This is a genomic window from Acinetobacter sp. UBA1297, from assembly GCF_002307755.1.
Taxonomy (GTDB): Bacteria; Pseudomonadota; Gammaproteobacteria; order Pseudomonadales; family Moraxellaceae; genus Acinetobacter; species Acinetobacter radioresistens.
In genome coordinates this window covers 1-16016 of sequence record NZ_DBUF01000011.1, presented here as the reverse complement: position 1 = coordinate 16016, position 16016 = coordinate 1, and the positions used below count along the sequence as shown (strand labels likewise).

Annotated in this window: 20 protein-coding genes; 8 read left to right on the top strand and 12 right to left on the bottom strand. The window is 35.9% G+C overall.

Annotated features, from left to right (window positions below; genetic code table 11):
• Positions 1 to 500, top strand: a 500-nt coding sequence (locus B3R63_RS05050) for a 4Fe-4S dicluster domain-containing protein (protein ID WP_286728926.1), incomplete at its 5' end; no start/stop codon positions are given.
• 1089 nt (positions 501 to 1589) lie between these two features.
• Here B3R63_RS05050 and B3R63_RS05045 read toward each other — a convergent pair.
• Positions 1590 to 2138 carry a cytochrome b gene (locus B3R63_RS05045; RefSeq protein WP_286728925.1) on the bottom strand — a complete coding sequence of 183 codons (549 nt, stop codon included), beginning with the start codon at positions 2136 to 2138 and terminating at the stop codon, positions 1590 to 1592.
• An 825-nt stretch (positions 2139 to 2963) separates the two neighbouring features.
• On the opposite strand from B3R63_RS05045, the gene B3R63_RS05040 reads away from it, so the two are divergent.
• The gene (locus tag B3R63_RS05040) at positions 2964 to 3650 is read left to right on the top strand and encodes a type 1 glutamine amidotransferase domain-containing protein (RefSeq protein WP_286728923.1); all 687 of its coding nucleotides are present in this window, start codon (positions 2964 to 2966) and stop codon (positions 3648 to 3650) included.
• A 177-nt stretch (positions 3651 to 3827) separates the two neighbouring features.
• Here B3R63_RS05040 and B3R63_RS05035 read toward each other — a convergent pair whose 3' ends face one another.
• The 3 genes from B3R63_RS05035 to B3R63_RS05025 form a co-directional block, all read right to left on the bottom strand.
• Positions 3828 to 4562: a zeta toxin family protein gene (locus tag B3R63_RS05035; RefSeq protein ID WP_286728921.1), complete on the bottom strand. Its 735-nt coding sequence runs from the start codon at positions 4560 to 4562 to the stop codon at positions 3828 to 3830.
• Between the two features lie 2 nt (positions 4563 to 4564).
• Positions 4565 to 4825: a hypothetical protein gene (locus B3R63_RS05030; RefSeq protein ID WP_111281310.1), complete on the bottom strand. Its 261-nt coding sequence runs from the start codon at positions 4823 to 4825 to the stop codon at positions 4565 to 4567.
• A 98-nt stretch (positions 4826 to 4923) separates the two neighbouring features.
• Positions 4924 to 5823 (bottom strand): LysR family transcriptional regulator, encoded by a 900-nt coding sequence (locus B3R63_RS05025; RefSeq protein ID WP_286728920.1) that lies wholly within the window; start codon positions 5821 to 5823, stop codon positions 4924 to 4926.
• A gap of 103 nt (positions 5824 to 5926) precedes the next feature.
• On the opposite strand from B3R63_RS05025, the gene B3R63_RS05020 reads away from it, so the two are divergent.
• Together B3R63_RS05020 and B3R63_RS05015 are read left to right on the top strand one after the other, a co-directional pair.
• Positions 5927 to 6361 carry a CidA/LrgA family protein gene (locus tag B3R63_RS05020; RefSeq protein ID WP_286728918.1) on the top strand — a complete coding sequence of 145 codons (435 nt, stop codon included), beginning with the start codon at positions 5927 to 5929 and terminating at the stop codon, positions 6359 to 6361.
• Positions 6358 to 7059: an LrgB family protein gene (locus B3R63_RS05015; protein WP_286728917.1), complete on the top strand. Its 702-nt coding sequence runs from the start codon at positions 6358 to 6360 to the stop codon at positions 7057 to 7059. Before B3R63_RS05020 ends, B3R63_RS05015 begins: the two co-directional genes overlap by 4 nt.
• Here B3R63_RS05015 and B3R63_RS05010 read toward each other — a convergent pair.
• From B3R63_RS05010 to B3R63_RS04990, 5 genes are read right to left on the bottom strand one after another with little or no spacing between them, the layout of a single operon-like run.
• Entirely contained in the window at positions 7056 to 7808 is a 753-nt protein-coding gene (locus B3R63_RS05010) for an adenosylcobinamide-GDP ribazoletransferase (RefSeq protein ID WP_286728915.1), read from the bottom strand. The genes B3R63_RS05015 and B3R63_RS05010 overlap by 4 nt on opposite strands.
• Complete coding sequence (locus B3R63_RS05005) at positions 7805 to 8413, bottom strand: histidine phosphatase family protein (RefSeq protein ID WP_286728914.1); 609 nt, start codon at positions 8411 to 8413, stop codon at positions 7805 to 7807. The genes B3R63_RS05010 and B3R63_RS05005 overlap by 4 nt, the downstream gene beginning before the upstream one ends.
• On the bottom strand, positions 8414 to 9466 hold the full coding sequence (gene cobT, locus B3R63_RS05000) for a nicotinate-nucleotide--dimethylbenzimidazole phosphoribosyltransferase (protein WP_286728912.1): 1053 nt from the start codon (positions 9464 to 9466) through the stop codon (positions 8414 to 8416).
• Positions 9466 to 9984, bottom strand: a complete 519-nt coding sequence (cobU, locus tag B3R63_RS04995; protein WP_286728910.1) for a bifunctional adenosylcobinamide kinase/adenosylcobinamide-phosphate guanylyltransferase — start codon at positions 9982 to 9984, stop codon at positions 9466 to 9468. Before cobU ends, cobT begins: the two co-directional genes overlap by 1 nt.
• The gene (locus B3R63_RS04990) at positions 9966 to 10613 is read right to left on the bottom strand and encodes a 2'-5' RNA ligase family protein (RefSeq protein ID WP_286728908.1); all 648 of its coding nucleotides are present in this window, start codon (positions 10611 to 10613) and stop codon (positions 9966 to 9968) included. Before B3R63_RS04990 ends, cobU begins: the two co-directional genes overlap by 19 nt.
• A 239-nt stretch (positions 10614 to 10852) precedes the next feature.
• Here B3R63_RS04990 and B3R63_RS04985 point away from each other — a divergent pair, with 239 nt between their 5' ends.
• Both B3R63_RS04985 and B3R63_RS04980 read left to right on the top strand, forming a co-directional pair.
• Entirely contained in the window at positions 10853 to 11077 is a 225-nt protein-coding gene (locus tag B3R63_RS04985) for a PAAR domain-containing protein (protein ID WP_286728906.1), read from the top strand.
• A complete protein-coding gene (locus B3R63_RS04980) occupies positions 11074 to 11373 on the top strand; it encodes a hypothetical protein (RefSeq protein ID WP_010700372.1) in 300 nt (99 codons plus the stop codon). The genes B3R63_RS04985 and B3R63_RS04980 overlap by 4 nt, the downstream gene beginning before the upstream one ends.
• 1122 nt (positions 11374 to 12495) lie before the next feature.
• Here the strand turns inward: B3R63_RS04980 and B3R63_RS04975 are convergent.
• Positions 12496 to 13044: a DUF6988 family protein gene (locus B3R63_RS04975; RefSeq protein WP_228198508.1), complete on the bottom strand. Its 549-nt coding sequence runs from the start codon at positions 13042 to 13044 to the stop codon at positions 12496 to 12498.
• Positions 13045 to 13474: 430 nt separating this feature from the next.
• Entirely contained in the window at positions 13475 to 13660 is a 186-nt protein-coding gene (locus tag B3R63_RS04970) for a hypothetical protein (protein WP_286728903.1), read from the bottom strand.
• Between the two features lie 440 nt (positions 13661 to 14100).
• On the opposite strand from B3R63_RS04970, the gene B3R63_RS04965 reads away from it, so the two are divergent.
• Complete coding sequence (locus B3R63_RS04965) at positions 14101 to 14310, top strand: hypothetical protein (RefSeq protein WP_286728902.1); 210 nt, start codon at positions 14101 to 14103, stop codon at positions 14308 to 14310.
• A 156-nt stretch (positions 14311 to 14466) separates the two neighbouring features.
• Here B3R63_RS04965 and ybaK read toward each other — a convergent pair whose 3' ends face one another.
• On the bottom strand, positions 14467 to 14934 hold the full coding sequence (gene ybaK, locus B3R63_RS04960) for a Cys-tRNA(Pro) deacylase (protein ID WP_286728901.1): 468 nt from the start codon (positions 14932 to 14934) through the stop codon (positions 14467 to 14469).
• A 176-nt stretch (positions 14935 to 15110) separates the two neighbouring features.
• Between ybaK and B3R63_RS04955 the strand changes: the two genes are divergently transcribed.
• The gene (locus tag B3R63_RS04955; protein ID WP_227505672.1) at positions 15111 to 15683 is read left to right on the top strand and encodes a lytic transglycosylase domain-containing protein; all 573 of its coding nucleotides are present in this window, start codon (positions 15111 to 15113) and stop codon (positions 15681 to 15683) included.
• Positions 15684 to 16016 lie beyond the last annotated feature (333 nt).

Genomic DNA, 16016 nt, shown 5'->3' with positions numbered 1-16016 from the left:
TGTACAGCTCCCGTAACTTTGGCCCGGCCATGCACAAGTTTGGCCAGTGGATTGGCGGTGCCTTTAACTTTATTGACCAGAATGTGTTTAAGGTTCCGTTTACCCTGCATGATCTGCTGCCCGACTTCAAGGCCCTGCAAACTGTAGAGGCAGAAAGCTTCAAGCCGAACTATCCGAAACCGGATGGCAAGCTGACCTTTGACCGTCTGTCTTCCGTCTTTGTATCCAACACGGTACATGAGGAAAACCAGCCGTCTCACCTCAAGCTGGCTGATGCGTCTATTCCGGTTGAGGTCAACCTGCCGAAATATGACGAGCCGGCACAGCGTTACTGTCCGGCCGGGGTTTATGAGATTGTTCAGGAAGAGACTGGACCACGGTTCCAGATCAATGCAGCGAACTGTGTGCACTGCAAGACCTGTGACATCAAGGACCCTTCACAAAACATCACATGGGTAACACCGGAAGGTGGTGGTGGTCCTAACTACCCAAATATGTAGCAGCTATTTTAGCTCTTCATTTATTATTTTTTAGGTAAATAAGCCCTCTAGAGGGCTTATTTAAATTAAAGCATCTGCAAGGGCATACTTACAGAGCCCTGTTTAACCAGCTATATCAGATTTTTAATCTTTATACTTTGTAGCTCTTTAATTTATGTTTAATGCTTAATTTAAAATTACCAACCAGCTTTTAGATTCTCTGCAGTTTTCTCGTTCTGAGTTATAAGCTGTGCTCGTGCAAAAAAATAAGATTAATTCTTTTTTTAAATTAAATAAAATCATATGCTTGATTTACTAAAAACTATTTTATTTAAATACGGCGCACAAGGGATGCGAATAGAACAATGTCATTCTGATTGATATTTACTTATCCTATTTTCTATCATCTATAAAAGAAAAATGGCAGGGTTCAGTTATCTCCCTTCCTCTATTCACTGCTTATCTAAACAATAAGTATTAATTGCAATGTGTAATGGCAACCAAGTTATAAGTTCATAAGATGTAAACCAGCGTTTAGCCAGTTTTTTACTTTTTTCTTTTATTTACTTTCTATAGTCTGGATAAATTTTAAAACTACAGGCAGCTTGGTTACTACAATCATTCAATTAATAAAGGTAATAAGACTCTAATATAACCACTTTTTCTCAAAAAAATCGACATTTTCAGCTTGGTTTACAAATTCGGTATCAAATTGTGCTTTTAATTTCTGTTAGCAGAAGCTCTACTTGACCTAATAAAAATAACTATTTTGGCACAGTGCTTTCACTATTAATTTTTATGATTAGTAACTAATCATTATACACTTTTTATGGAAAACTTTAAATTAATTTAGTGGCCTGATAAAATTTGATCTTTAAAATTAAAAACCCGCTCATTTGAGCGGGCGTGTATTCAATTGCGCTGATTACACAAGATTTGCCTATTTAACAGACATTTCTATAATAAGATAGATGATGTTTTATTTATATACCTAAAAATAAATAACAGATTTGAATCTATTTACCTTCTAAATCATTTAAATATATATTTAATATTAAAAAAGCTTATTAGATTTAGCCTGTTAGCTTAGATATAACTCATTTCAAGACTTCAATGGCCTATCATACTTTTCAGAATATGATCTTTATCAATAAAATGATGTTTTAAAGCTGCAAGTATGTGCCCGGCGACTAATAAACCTGCTCCCCAAGATAAATAGATATGTAAAGGCTTTACTATTGCAAGTACCTCCTGATTTGGCTGAATAAGCGTCGGTAAATTGAATAAATACAATACAGGAGCAGGATATCCAGCGGACCAGCTAAATAAACAGCCTGTAACAGGCAAAGCAATCAAGACAAGATATAAACCTAAATGTCCAGCATGAGCCGCTTTTTTCATCATGGGAGACATACTTGCTGGAAGCTCAGGTACGGGATGCGTATAGCGCCATAATATACGGATTACTAAAAGAAAAATAAGTATGGTCGCTATATTTTTATGAAGAGTAATAATATCACCCTTAAAACTTCCATTAATTTCATAAGTTAAAAAATTTCCACTATAAAAACCTATAAGCCAAGCTGTAAGAAAAATAAATGCCATCACCCAATGCAGGATTTGAGCTGTACGGGTATAATAAAGTGACGAATTCGTCATAAATATTCCTGAAGTTATTTTAAGCTGTTATAAAAAATAGACAGAGAAGCATTTTTTCTGTCTATAGCCTGTTTTATTGAATTTTAATTATATTCTTGGCTGGATTAAACGAGAGTAAATAAAACACATCGTTTCGAAATTGAAATGCTTATCCTCTACATGAAGTTAAAATGACCAATGGTGAGATATTATTTATTATTCTAAATAATTATCTTTATTTAATTATTAAATAGTCCAAGCTAAGAATACCGGCTCCTATAATTATCCAACTCAAAATCACCAGCCATTGAAAGTGTTTCTATAAGTCTAGCAACTCATATGGAAATGCATGAAATAACCCAACACTTCATAAAATGAATATCTTTAAACCTATACAGTAAACATTTCTAGAAAAAAGCTTAGCCCAGTGTTCAGCTGGGTATATGAGAATAATCAAAAGTAATAGATTGTTTATTCATTTAGAAAACCTATAAAATTCACTATAATTAGTTAACCAGTAATTTCCCAGCTATGAATAAAAAATAAGCTATGAGTGCAGAAGTAACAAGAAAAGCAGGATCAAATGCAGAGGGCTGATCAGATATTTTTTGATCAAGAGGTCTAAAATGAAAATTTTAAACTTTTTATAAACTCATCTAGATTGATTATTTTATTTTTATAAAGTTTAGTGTTCTTTAGCAAAAACAATAAAAATATTAATTCACCTGACTTACACTTTTAATGTGAAAAGATGCATAAGCTTACTTGAACATTAACTCTTTCACTTACAAGCTAATTCTGAACTTTCTATTTAAATTAATACTAGCGTTTACTCAGGATAAATTTATGAAAATTCTTATGGTTTTGACATCTCATAGTGCTTTAGGTAATACAGGTAAAAAAACTGGTTTCTGGTTAGAAGAATTTGCAGCTCCTTATTATGTCTTTAAAGATGCTGGAGCAGACATTACGCTCGCTTCACCAGCAGGCGGTCAACCTCCTTTAGACCCAAAAAGTGATGAGCCAGATGCACAAACTGAAGCCACTCAGCGTTTTAAAGCAGATCAGGAAGCACAACAGGCTCTGGCAAATACACATATTCTGGCGGAAGTACAACCTGACCAGTTTGATGCAGTCTTTTATCCAGGTGGTCATGGCCCACTCTGGGACCTGAGCAATGATCAGAATTCCTTAAATATTCTGCAGTATTTTGATCAGGCACAAAAACCAATGGCTTTAGTCTGTCATGCTCCAGCTGTGCTTAAAAATTTGACTTCAAATGGTCAAAGCTTTGTAAAAGGTAAAAAAGTGACGGGATTTTCAAATAGTGAAGAAGATGCTATAGGCTTAACTGAGGTCGTACCCTTCCTTATAGAAGATGAGTTTAAAGCTCAGGGTGCGTTATATGAAAAAGGTCCAGACTGGCAATCTTTTGTGCTGGTTGAGGGGCAACTCATTACTGGACAAAATCCGGGTAGTTCTGAAGAAGCTGCTGTAAAATTAGTAGAGTTGTTAAAACTAGAGAAAGCTTAAAACAACTTAGGCTATTTAGATATCAAAATAATTCTAGCTGTTCAAGTATTAGCTAGAATTTATATAATTTAGTATCGAAATCAAAAAAGTTGTCATAGCTATTTTCTTAGATTAGCTTTATTAATAAGCAGGCTAAGCTTGAAAGAAACTGAGCAATTCTATATATAAATAATATTATTATTCAAATTCACTTAAAACTTTTTCTGCAAACCACCGTGGGACTTCCAGTAATTCTGGATTAACACGAAGTTTTTCCGCATTTTCTACTTCTGCAATAAATGCAGCTTTTTGCCCATTTGAAGAATTATCAAAAATATAGGTGCGGTCTGAAGCTTCTATAGCCTGCATCAGCAGATCCATACTCCGGTAGTAACGCTCACGGATTTTAATTTCAGGCACTGGATGCCCACCTTGGCTTACGCGATATTCAACTCTGGCAATATTAATATCAGGGTCAATTGTTGAGACATAATAAAGATAAGTGCGAAAACCCTGTTTTTGAGCTTCACGCAAGAACTCGATCTTACTGATATGTGACATGACTGTTTCAAAAGTAAAGCTTACTTTGAGTTCGATAAACTTTAAACGTATGAAGTCGATAATACGTGCAGCCAGGTAAGAGTTCACCTCATCTAGCTGGAAGATAATACTTTCATCTGGCTCTATAATTGGAGAGGTACTAAGTAAGGGCCCGTTTTTACGCTTTTTAGTCTGTAAAAACTCAATAAGCTCTACTGCTTTTAAAGCCTGATGATAGCTCTTGAGATTGCATCGACAGGTTTCTTTAAGCTCTTTTTCCAGCTCATCTGCATTTAAATAAGCCCCAATATAATGGGGCAATAAATATTCTTTAATCGTACTTTTACCGGAACCATTTGGACCGGCAAACATTCTGATTCTAGGTTGAGGCATATTTAAATAGCCGTTTCCTGTTTTTTACGACGTTTCATTACCTGACGCTGCTGCGGCTGTATAGACTGATATGCATGTCCAGTATCTTTTAGAAAGACTTTTTCACCATCTGGCAAGTGTTTAACCAGTTTATGCTGCTCTGTATAAACGACTTCAGAAGAAGCACATGCCTGTTCAAATGCATGCCGAAATGCCTGTACTGCAAGTTTAGGAATCATTGCTTCCTCATGCATGGACATATTCATCATTGTAAGTGCTGACATTGATTCACCTCTGCGCCAATCTGTACGCATTTAGTTCATCTTATCACAAAGCTGAATTTTGTCTATTTTTACAGCTCACCATTTTAAATCTTATCTATTTATAGATGAATCAGTTGCCGGTTATCCTCAATAATATTTAACCATGCCCGAGTGGCAGCTGACATACTCACAGTAGAGTTCCAAGCCATGCTTAAAGTCCAGTTTAAAGAGGGCTCTTGTAAAATAGATATATTAAATTTGGCAGGATCAAGCTTATTACAATAAAGCTCAGGTAATAACGCGACACCCATACCTGACTCGACCATCTTCGCAATAAAATCCCACTGGCTACTTTTACAGATTACATGAGGTACGAAACCTGCCTGATGTGCAGCTTCAGTAATCATATTATTTAAACTAAAACTGTCATCGTAAAAAAGGAAATCTTCGGTTTTAAGCTCTGCAAGACTGACTGTAGTTCTGCCCTTCCATATCGAGTTGCTCACGGAGAGTAAGCATAAGGAAGAATTAACCACTGGAATTGAATTAAATACCGGTTTCAATTTACCTAACAATATACCGACATCAACTGTTTTAGCTAAAATTGCCTGTTCTATACCATTTGCACCTACTTCTAGAAAATTCAGCTCAATTTCTGGATATTTTTGATGAAACAATGCAATAAGTGAGCTGAACAATACAGACCCTAAAGGCGGCAAGCCAAGAGTCAGCTTACCTTTCTGTAAAGATTGGATCTGCTGAATAGTATCAGTTATTTTTTTCTGTTCATCCAAAATAATTAAAGCATGCTGATAAATCTGCTCTCCAAGATACGTTAGTCTGATGTCACGTTTGCGGCCGGCTTTACCCTTCTTGAATAGCTCGCAGCCTAATTCGCTTTCAAGTTGACCAATCGCTTTACTTACCGCAGGCTGAGTAAGAAAAAGCCGTTCAGCTGCCTGACTAAATCCTTTAGAACGCACAATTTCAACAAAAATTTTTAAAGCTTTAAACTCCATAAATAAATTATTCCAAATAGATATAATCATTTTTATATTATTCATAATTTAATATAAAAATTGTATTTAAAATAGCGTAGAGCTTTTATTTTTTATTTAAATTATGGATACTATCACGCGGTTACGGCTTTTCTATTCCTTAAAATTACTCATCCAGGTTGGACTGTTATTTGTATTTTGGGGTATAGGATACTTACTTCAAAAGTTATTAAATTTACCGATCTCTGCAGCGGTGCTCGGGCTGATAATTACTCTGCTGGCTCTAGCAAGTGGAGTATTTAAACTTGAATGGATTAAAAAAGGTTCGGATTTTATTTTAAATGAACTGGTCCTGTTCTTTATTCCCTGTGTTATTGGCGTGATGAATTATAAGACACTCTTGCTTAATCAGGGGTGGCAGTTAATTGTAAGCGTCATATTAGGTACTATTTGCGTTATGATAGTTACCGCCTACAGTATTTATCTAGGCTTTAAATTTGAACATTATTTAAAAGCTAAAAGACAAGTGCCAACTGATCATGCTGGAGAAAAAGCATGAGTACTACAGTTCTGGCTTATTTACTATTATTGCTGACCTTAGTCAGTTATTACTTTGCTAAAAGACTGTATCAGCAGTTTCCTTATTTACTATTATCTCCAGCTTTTTTTGTACCAATCGTACTGGTCACTGGAATGGTTTATTTTCATATTCCTTATGCAACCTATATGCAGGAGAGTCACTGGCTGGTATGGATGCTAGGCCCGGCCACTGTTGCTTTTGCCATACCGATTTATGAATACCGTAACATTATACGCGAACATTTATTTTCAATCAGTTTAGGGGTATTTGCGGGAATGTTAGCTGGTATTTTAAGTGCTTTCTATCTGGCAAGATTATTCAAGTTTGATAATGCTACCACTTATAGTTTAATGTCACGTTCTATTTCTACTCCGTTTGCCATGGAACTTACTGAACACGTAGGCGGTTCAGTAGAACTGGTCATTTTATTTACCATGATGACAGGCGTTGCGGGAATGCTGTGTGGTGATCTAGTTTTGATCGCATTAAAACTCAAGTCCCATTTTGCACATGGCGCAGCTTTAGGCAATGCTGCACATGGTTTTGGTACTACCAAGGCTTATATGCGTCACCGTGAAGAAGGTGTAGTAGCCAGTCTGACTATGGTTTTAGCTGGCGTATTTATGGTGCTTGCCGGACCCTTTCTAATTCGGCTTATTTTGCGCTTAACAGGTTAAACCAAAGCTGGCAGATAAAATACAGACAATGCACATGTTAATAAAATTGTAGTTTCACTTATTTCGATAGCTGCTCCTACAGTATCTCCAGTAATACCCCCGATGCGCTGAATAAATTTAAATCTTAAATAAAGCAGAGTGACGATTCCGCTTGCAAGACCAATTGATCCGGCAAGACTCAAATAACACGAAAGAAAAGTAGTGATAATCAATACACTAAAAGCTATAGTGCGGGGTAAATATTCAGTTATAGCTGAACCCACACCGGACTTACGCACATATGGAGTCGTCAAGAACAGAAACAATGGCGCTAAACGGCCCAAGAGTGGGATTAAAATAATCAAATCATATTGATACATTTCAATCAGCAAATATAAAGCCACTAGCTTTAATAAACTGATTAATATCAGACTTAACACTCCAATTGGACCACAATTTGGGTCTTTCATAATGTTTAAAGTTCGTTCTGGATCACCAAAACCGCCAACCCAGGCATCAGCAGTATCTGCGAGTCCATCCAGATGTAAACCACCTGTGAGCCAAATCCATATGACCAGAATAAAAGTGGCTAGCACTAAACTGGGTAAGGCCTGTAAAAGCAAAGTCAAGGCAAAAAGCAGGCCACCGATCATCAACCCAACCAGTGGATAAAACAGTAAGGATTCCGCATTCTGCTTTAGACTAGGCATCTGTTTTAATTTAATTGGAAAGACCGTCAAAAACTGTAAAGCAATCATTAAACGAATCATTTTTCAGATGCTTCCAGTGCATATGATTGGGGATTATGCGGGTTTAAGTACAAAGTATGGAGCTGCCCTAATTCAGCCGGTATTTTTAAAAGATGATCTGATGACTGATCTGAAGCCAGACATTTCATCAATTTAATTACGCCTCCATGACAAATAACCAGTACCTGTCGCCAGTTATTTTCTAACATTTGCTGATGAATAAGCTGGAAAGCCCGTTGAATACGATATTGAAATTCATGTAATGGCTCGGCTTCAGGCGGTGTATAAAGTGAAGGTTTCTCCCAGAAACTGGCTAAGAGTTCAGGTTCACGTTGATAAATCTCTTCAGTACTGCATCCCTCCCATTGTCCAAAATTCATTTCTTTAAGGTCAGAATTCAGAATTAAGGGTAATTTCAGCTGTTGTGAGAGCTGTCTGGCAAAGTGTGAACAACGTATAAGTGTAGAGCTATAAATAGCCTGCCACTGAACCGGTTGTTGTAATTTTTCTAGAACTGCAAGCTGCATCTGCTGCCAACCTTCAGGTGTAAGTGCATCGTCAGTATAGCCACGTAAAGTATGTCCCAACTCAGTCTGACCATGGCGCAAAAGGTCTAGCCGTAACATCTAAACTTTTTCACCAATTACTGCTGCTTCGGCAAAAGTCGCCATTTGATTATGTAAAGCGCAAGCTAATTTAATTATACCTAAGGCAGCACCAGCACCGCTGGCTTCCCCCAACCGCAAGTTCAATTTTAAAAATGGCTGGGCTTGAAGTTCAGCAAGTATACGCTGGTGGCCATACTCGGCAGACTGATGTCCAAATAGCATCCAATACCGTACTGCTGAATTCAAACGTACAGCACATAATGCAGATACTGAGCTGATAAAACCATCAACTATTATAGGTAAGCCAAGTTGTGCACAGCGTATATAAGCTCCTGTCATCGCTGCAAGCTCTAAACCACCTACAGCACTAAGAATTTTAAAAGCATCTGATCCTGCATAACTTTTATGTAGCTCAATAGCCTGATCAATAACCTGCTTTTTATGAGATAACTGCTCTTGCCGAATACCGGTCCCTATACCTGTTAATTTCTCTGCCGGTTCATTCAATAATAGACATGCTACAGCTGAAGCAGAACAAGTATTTCCAATCCCCATTTCCCCGGCAACAAAGAGTGAAGCTTGCTCTGCCACAGCCTCCTCTACACTTTTTGCACCAAGTTCCATTGCCTGTTTACACTGCTCTTCGGTCATAGCAGTTTGTGTGGCAAAGTTAGCAGTTCCTGGCGCAATACAGTGACGTTCAACGCCAGGATAATGATAAGGCTCTCCAACTGAACCACAGTCAATTACTTTCAACTTGGCATTGTATTCTTTGGCAATAACGCTGATACATGCCCCACCTGTCATAAAATTTTGCAGCATTTGGCGGGTAACAGCTTGAGGATAAGCAGAAATATTCTCTTCCATCACTCCATGATCACCAGCAAAAATTGTTATCCATGGGTAGTTAATCTCTGGACGTTCATTCCCCTGCAGGGCTGCTAAACGGACAGCAACCTGCTCTAGCTCTCCAAGAGAACCGGACGGTTTAGTCAGTTGCGACTGTCGTAGTTCAGCCAGTATTTTTATTTCTGTATCTGGCTGCTTACAAGGTTCTAACCACCAGTCCATTATTTTTCCTCTTTGAGTATTATGGGGAATCCAGCTACACAAAACACTACTTTTTGTGCGATTTGTCCAATCTGCTGGTGCAAACGTCCAGATTCATCTATAAATTTACGGCTGATGTTCCCCATCGGCACCACACCAAGACCTGTTTCATTACTGACCAAAATAACCTCGGACTTCAAATTTGGTAAAATAGTTAACAGCTTTTGACATTGACTCATCTGCAGTTCTGAAGCATCCTGTAACAACAGATTACTCATCCACAGAGTCAGGCAGTCAATCAGAATAAGTTGATTTTGAGCATCAATCTCTTGTAATTTTTCTGAAAGATATAAAGGCTCTTCAATTACTTGCCATTCTCGTGGCCGTGATTCCTGATGGTGCAAGATTCTCTCTTGCATTTCTTCATCAAGTGGCTGTGCAGTAGCAATATAAACAACATTCAGCCCGCTCTCTAGAGCTATTTTTTCTGCCAGCCTGCTTTTACCTGAACGGGCGCCTCCTAAAATGAGCTGTAACATATATGACCTAACTTAAAAGTAGTATGAGGATATAAAGGGCCTTGCAGAACTTTTGCCTGATAAGTTCCAAATATTAATTTAGATATATTTAAATTAAACCGATCTACTTTAAACTTCTCAATTCGATCCCATACTTGTTTTGCCGGAAAGGCATCACGATATAAACCTAATGTAATATGTGGATAATATTCTAAAGAAGCAATTTCTGGACAATTTAAATTTAAAGTTTGTCTTAACTGGCTAAGCCATTTTCCAGAATCTTCTATATCAATAAATAAAGCTGTTTCAAAACTATTTAATAGACCTGTTTTTAAACTGAATACAGGAGGTGAAAGTCTTTGTAGCTGTTGTAATTGTTGTCGAAATTGCACTGCACTAAAATCATCATCATAAAGTGCTACTGAATCATTCATTTTAAAGCCGCATATAAACAGTGTAATATGAAACTGGCGTTGGTTAGGCTCAAGCAGCAAATCCCGAAAAGATTCACGAATATTTTTTAAATTGGCTACTACTTCTGGATCAGTAATCTCGATATACCAGAGTCCGTATTCCTGGCGGCCATGATGCCATTCGGGATAGTTCCGTGTAATGGTAGGAACCGTATATAAATCAGGCTTCAAAAACACGTTAGTTACACATCTATTACAACCCTGCTATTAAAGCATTTAATCATCAATTTTGCTTGGGTGAAATTTATGAAATAAGCTTTTCTCACTCACTATTTCAACAGCTTTTAAATATAAAATAAGAAAGTCACTATAATGTTCAAGTTAGCTCAGGCTGTGCATGTGAATCTTAATTCAAAAAGATTCCTCCATTCTGTCTGCTATTATTTGATCAACTCATGTCTATAAAAAGGAATAAGATGACAACACCGTATATTATTATTGGCTGTCCCACGACTAGTGGCGGTCGGGTAATTTCTTGGAACAGTATATTCCTGATTGATGGCTTTGCTATCGCATATGCTGGTGATAAAGCAACTTACCCCAAACATAAAACAGTTACTACGATTATATTTGGTGATCCACACATGCAAATCTTTGGTAAAGCTGCCGCACGAGTCAATGATTCTTTATTATGTGATTGAAATTATTAACTACACAAGATTTAGTTGTTCAGGAAAATGGCAGTGGATCCGTATCTTCTGCTGCTAAGTCAGCAACAGCTACAAGGTCACAGCAGCAATCAAGCCCAGATAGCTTTGTTAACGATGAATCTGAGAACTACTGCATTGAAGATTCAAAGACTGAAATTGTTGAGTTCAAGAATTTGTTACCTCCATACAACCAAGACAAGTCAAATCTATTCGGCGTTGTTGTGCAAGCACTTTCTGATGCTTGTTCTTTTGAGGTATCGCATAAAATTGAAAAAAGGCAACTCTAAACGAAAAACAGTTAGCCGAAAAGCCAAACAATCTTGCAAGACTTACATTTAGATGTCAGCTACTTACTTTGCAAAATAAAAGCAGCGACGTGATTAGTAAGTGTTACGACACAGCGGCTGAAGCTACAAAAGTTGAATTAGATAAGCCTGAGAACAAGAGGGATCCGTACTATAGACGAGCTGAATTTTCATACTTTCTCGTAAAATATAAAAGTGGGTATCCAGAATGCAAAGAGAAAATGCAAAAACTGATTGCTGATACTCAAGACCAAGAATTAAAATCACAGTTGCAAATTGTACATCACAACGAAGTTGTTCAGTAAAAAAGAGCTCTGATTTCTCAAGGCTTTTTAATTTTTAGTTGATGAGAGCAAGTTCAGCTTCATGAGAGTACATACCTACTGAAATCGGCTTTTAACTCTCAAGCTGTTTGAGATTCACCTTTTTTACTTTAACCATAATAAAATCTATGAATCCGGTGGGCTATAATTCAACATTAAAACTGCATCCTCAATGGCATCGATCAAGGGTCTCCCTGTTATTTTAATCAAGATACTGTGTTCGTTCAAATGAAAGTCAAAACGCCAGTATTTGGTAGATTTAAAGTGAAAAATTTTCAAATTTGATTTCTAAAATATTCAGAATCCGCTCAGTTTTTCTTGGTATTCAAGATATTTTTCAGTTACCTTAGGTAAAGACTTTGCACTTGATACCCTTTTTAATGGCTTCTTTTTAGTTAGAATTTTTTACTGGTCTATATTCATAACTCTCACCTATTAAAAAAACCCTTCGGAGGAAGTGATCTTCTAAATATAGTTTTTCTGATAGTTTCGAATTTTCTTTAAACTTGTCTACTTATTATCGGTGCAATAAAATTCAGTTAAACTTATGATTTTATTAATATGGAAGAGTTAGTAATATTTATTATTGTATTAGGTTTATCCTTCTACTTTAGAAACCATCCTTCCGATGGTATTGGTCACTATATTTTATATATTCTGATCGCAACTATACTCACAATTATTTATCGTGCTTTAAGACATGCAAGTTAACTTATTAGCTTTTTTAATATTTTATTTATTAAATAAGTTACCTTATAGCAGTCCTTCTTTAAAAAACTAATCACTCGAAATATTTTTCAACTCGCACTCTTACTGCTGGATCCACATCAGCATCCAGATAAAAACACTGCCTACATTTTTCAATAAGGTAATGAATAACTTTTTGCTTATCCGGTACTGTATGTTTTAAGATTATTTTTGCAGCAATAGTAATTAGATTATTCGACTGCCTCATTAGTGTTAATAACATTTCACCTTTAAAGCCCATTATATCTCGGGTAAAGGATTGTTTTCCTGTATGAACAAAAGAGTTAAGCTGCTTAAGATGATACTTTTTAAAATTACTAATCTGATAATTAGATGCAATAAATAATAACCAATAAGCTCTCACTACCGCTTCATACTGCGCCCTTAAAAGCACCATCGCTTGGATAGGCAACCCCATCGACAAAAGGCGATTCATACCGACTCTATACTCAAAAGAAATATAAATACACTGCTCAACAAGTTCTAAGCGCGGCCCACAATCCAATACATCGCTTTTTATAATTTCATGTTGCAACTCAGCGATCATTTCTAGAGATAATTCAAAAAGTTCTTCAGATTTCATTTATCAATAGATAGTTTTTTAAAGATTAGTAATAATAATGATATAGCAGAAAAAAAATTATCAGTGCACTATATTTACTCATTTCAACCCCCCCTAAAGGAGGCTTTTAGCTATTCTTACAATTACAGGCCGTGTTATATTTTCCAAAAAATAGAGTTTAAAATGCCTAGTTTAATTTCAATTATTTTGATGATTATTGCATATATTATTTATCGTTATTTCCTCAATAGTCCAACCAATGGAATTGTTGAGTACTGTGCATATCTTTTTATAATTATATTTTTCACAATTAATACAGGTTCGACTGATTTTCTTTTTAAGGTATTACACTCCCATTGATTCAAGAAGCACTAAGCACTCTCACATTTTATAAAAAAACCGCACTAACTTTAGTCAATGCGGATTTTGATTCTTACCAACTTAAATAGCGCTATTCAACTTTTTTCCAGAAAGTGACATATAGCTTGAACTCAGATTTTATTAATAATGCACTAATGAAAAATGCAGCCCCAACAATTAGAAACATTACATCAATATTCAATAACCCCACCAATTCAAGGATAATTCCAAAAATGCACAGTGCATAAAAAATAACTGCGCCTAATTTTTCTTTCATTTGCTTCACCAGGAGAAAATTTGCTTTCTGCAAATTTGAAGTAGCATATTTACATCAAAAACCCTACAAATGGAATAGACCAATAAGTCTATCCGATATGTAAAGCGACTGTCCCTTATAGCCCTAAAAAGCTTATCGGACTTATAGAAGTAGAAGCTGCGACTGGTCTGGAGGCCAAACAAGCTGTTATGGCCAAAAATGAACTGATTGCTCATATAAGCGTATGTATCTTAAAAATCAGGATGATGCAGCACGTAAGCAGCTATTTGAGGATAGCAAGGGGAATGAACTAATATCAACTCCGCCCCCTGGCTGTCTTTGGCTGCAAGATGGATCACATCTTTACCAATGTGGGTCTGTTTGAAATTGAAGCATTGCTGACTAATACAAAATTTAAGGAGATCATATGGAGAAATCAAGTCTAAAATAAAGGAGGCCTCATGATGCGAACTGAATCTAAAAATAGTTGGCTTCAAGCCATCTTTAATGAGATGCAAGAATTTAAAAAAGCAATCAAGCATCAAAGTGAAAGACATATTGTTCGTGCAGAGTTCTCCAAATTATTAAATCTAGGGCTTAAAATATTAAATGCACGAATTAGAGCAAGAAGATATAAAAAACCTTATAAAGATGGAAGGAAAAGGTTCTAGTTCTACTCTTATGTTCAATCTGTGATTCTTGATGTAGAATCAAATCATAAAGCCGCTTAATGCGGCTTTTGTCTTTTTTATATGATCTGCATAAGTGAGTAACAATGTGAGTTACACTTCAATATCTCCTAAAATTAATAAGCTGAAATAATGTGATTATTCATCAATAATATCAGCAAATTTAGCACCCAAAACCTGCGCTAGGTCATTAGGTTTAATCCCTATATCCAGCCCTCTTTTCCCACCACTTACATACATACATTCAAGTTCTGTAGCACTAATAGAAATAACTGTTTTTAATCTTTTTTTCTGACCAACGGGACTAATCCCACCCACTAAATAACCAGTTAGGCGTTCGGCATCTTTAGGGTCTGCCATATGTAGTTTTTTAGCTCCTACTGCTGTAGCTATTTTCTTTAAGCTTAATTGATGGGCAACTGGTAAAACTGCGACATAATAATTTTTATCATCGGTGACTAATAATGTTTTAAATATTTCTTTAACTTTCAGGCCCAGTTTTTGTGCTGCTTCTAATCCAAAATTTTTAGTATGAGGATCATGCTCATATTCATGAATACTAAAATCAATTTTATTTACTTTTAATAGTCTACATGCAGGAGTCATTTTTTATTACCTTTAAATCACTATATTTTTATATTTAAAAATCCAGATTAGCTTAGGCTATTTTTAATATCTAATAATATATGAAAAATGTAGTAAAAAGTATAGGATGCTTGACTGTCCTTATACTGCATCCTAATATATTTTTCTATAAGTTTTTCTATAGTCGGTTATACATTTTGATTTTGATCAATTATTCAAATGCACAATCTTTTAATAAAAAAAAATTTCTTATAAAAAACTTAATTATAATTACGAGCATTGTAATTATTAGTGGCTGTTCCTCCTTGGGAGGAGGCTCAGTTGCTAAACGTTCAGCCAAGTTAGCTGTGGGCATACAAAAAGCTTATACGGTTGAAGCTGAAACAGCCAATCGGTTATCGCCTATTATTGTAGAAAGTGCAGATAAGTATGCAATCGATCCTTTACTTTTAGCAGCTATGATCCGTCAAGAGTCAAGCTATCGTAATTATGCAATCTCACCAGCTGGTGCAATTGGTTTGACACAGGTTATTCCAAGATATTGGCAACAAAGTTGCCCTGGTGACCTTTTTGAAGAATATAATAATATCAATTGCGGTAGCTATGTTCTAGCAAACTACAATCAGGCAGCTGGAAGCTGGAAAAAGGCACTTGCTTATTATAACGTAGGCCCAACAGGTTATAACTCCAGTTGGAAAATGCGCCGTCAAGGAAAAAAGTATGCGAAACAAGTAAAACAACATCAGAAAAATCTGAAGCAGGCTTTATAAAAGAAGCTTAATCTATATTTAAGTAATCACTTAAACAGTTTTGATAATAATTATATATTTGAAAAGTATAGATGCTTTTTAGGGCATTAAAAAAGTTGATAAAGCGAATATTAGCTGCATACTCTTATTTATATAAATTATGTTATTCCGAATAATCGTGTTAGTGCTTATCTATAGAAAAAAATATCAACTTCGATAATACAAAAATTTGAATTCTTTTTAAGCCTTATTAAGGCTCTTGCATTTCATTATATATAAATCAATATCTAACAGCCTTGCCATGGCTACCTCCCTTTCTTTTTTAAATCCCACGCATAAAAAAAAGCCCCCTCA

Excerpts from the sequence above, each read along its gene's own strand:
- B3R63_RS04985 (WP_286728906.1), top strand. The coding sequence starts at position 10,853 with ATGACAACACCGTATATTATTATTGGCTGTCCCACGACTAGTGGCGGT.
- B3R63_RS05005 (WP_286728914.1), bottom strand. The coding sequence starts at position 8,413 with ATGTTACGGCTAGACCTTTTGCGCCATGGTCAGACTGAGTTGGGACAT.
- B3R63_RS05040 (WP_286728923.1), top strand. The coding sequence starts at position 2,964 with ATGAAAATTCTTATGGTTTTGACATCTCATAGTGCTTTAGGTAATACA.
- B3R63_RS05030 (WP_111281310.1), bottom strand. The coding sequence starts at position 4,825 with ATGTCAGCACTTACAATGATGAATATGTCCATGCATGAGGAAGCAATG.
- cobU (WP_286728910.1), bottom strand. The coding sequence starts at position 9,984 with ATGTTACAGCTCATTTTAGGAGGCGCCCGTTCAGGTAAAAGCAGGCTG.
- B3R63_RS04965 (WP_286728902.1), top strand. The coding sequence starts at position 14,101 with ATGATGCGAACTGAATCTAAAAATAGTTGGCTTCAAGCCATCTTTAAT.
- B3R63_RS05010 (WP_286728915.1), bottom strand. The coding sequence starts at position 7,808 with ATGATTCGTTTAATGATTGCTTTACAGTTTTTGACGGTCTTTCCAATT.
- B3R63_RS05015 (WP_286728917.1), top strand. The coding sequence starts at position 6,358 with ATGAGTACTACAGTTCTGGCTTATTTACTATTATTGCTGACCTTAGTC.
- ybaK (WP_286728901.1), bottom strand. The coding sequence starts at position 14,934 with ATGACTCCTGCATGTAGACTATTAAAAGTAAATAAAATTGATTTTAGT.
- B3R63_RS05025 (WP_286728920.1), bottom strand. The coding sequence starts at position 5,823 with ATGGAGTTTAAAGCTTTAAAAATTTTTGTTGAAATTGTGCGTTCTAAA.
- B3R63_RS05045 (WP_286728925.1), bottom strand. The coding sequence starts at position 2,138 with ATGACGAATTCGTCACTTTATTATACCCGTACAGCTCAAATCCTGCAT.
- B3R63_RS04975 (WP_228198508.1), bottom strand. The coding sequence starts at position 13,044 with ATGAAATCTGAAGAACTTTTTGAATTATCTCTAGAAATGATCGCTGAG.
- B3R63_RS05035 (WP_286728921.1), bottom strand. The coding sequence starts at position 4,562 with ATGCCTCAACCTAGAATCAGAATGTTTGCCGGTCCAAATGGTTCCGGT.
- B3R63_RS05020 (WP_286728918.1), top strand. The coding sequence starts at position 5,927 with ATGGATACTATCACGCGGTTACGGCTTTTCTATTCCTTAAAATTACTC.
- cobT (WP_286728912.1), bottom strand. The coding sequence starts at position 9,466 with ATGGACTGGTGGTTAGAACCTTGTAAGCAGCCAGATACAGAAATAAAA.
- B3R63_RS04970 (WP_286728903.1), bottom strand. The coding sequence starts at position 13,660 with ATGAAAGAAAAATTAGGCGCAGTTATTTTTTATGCACTGTGCATTTTT.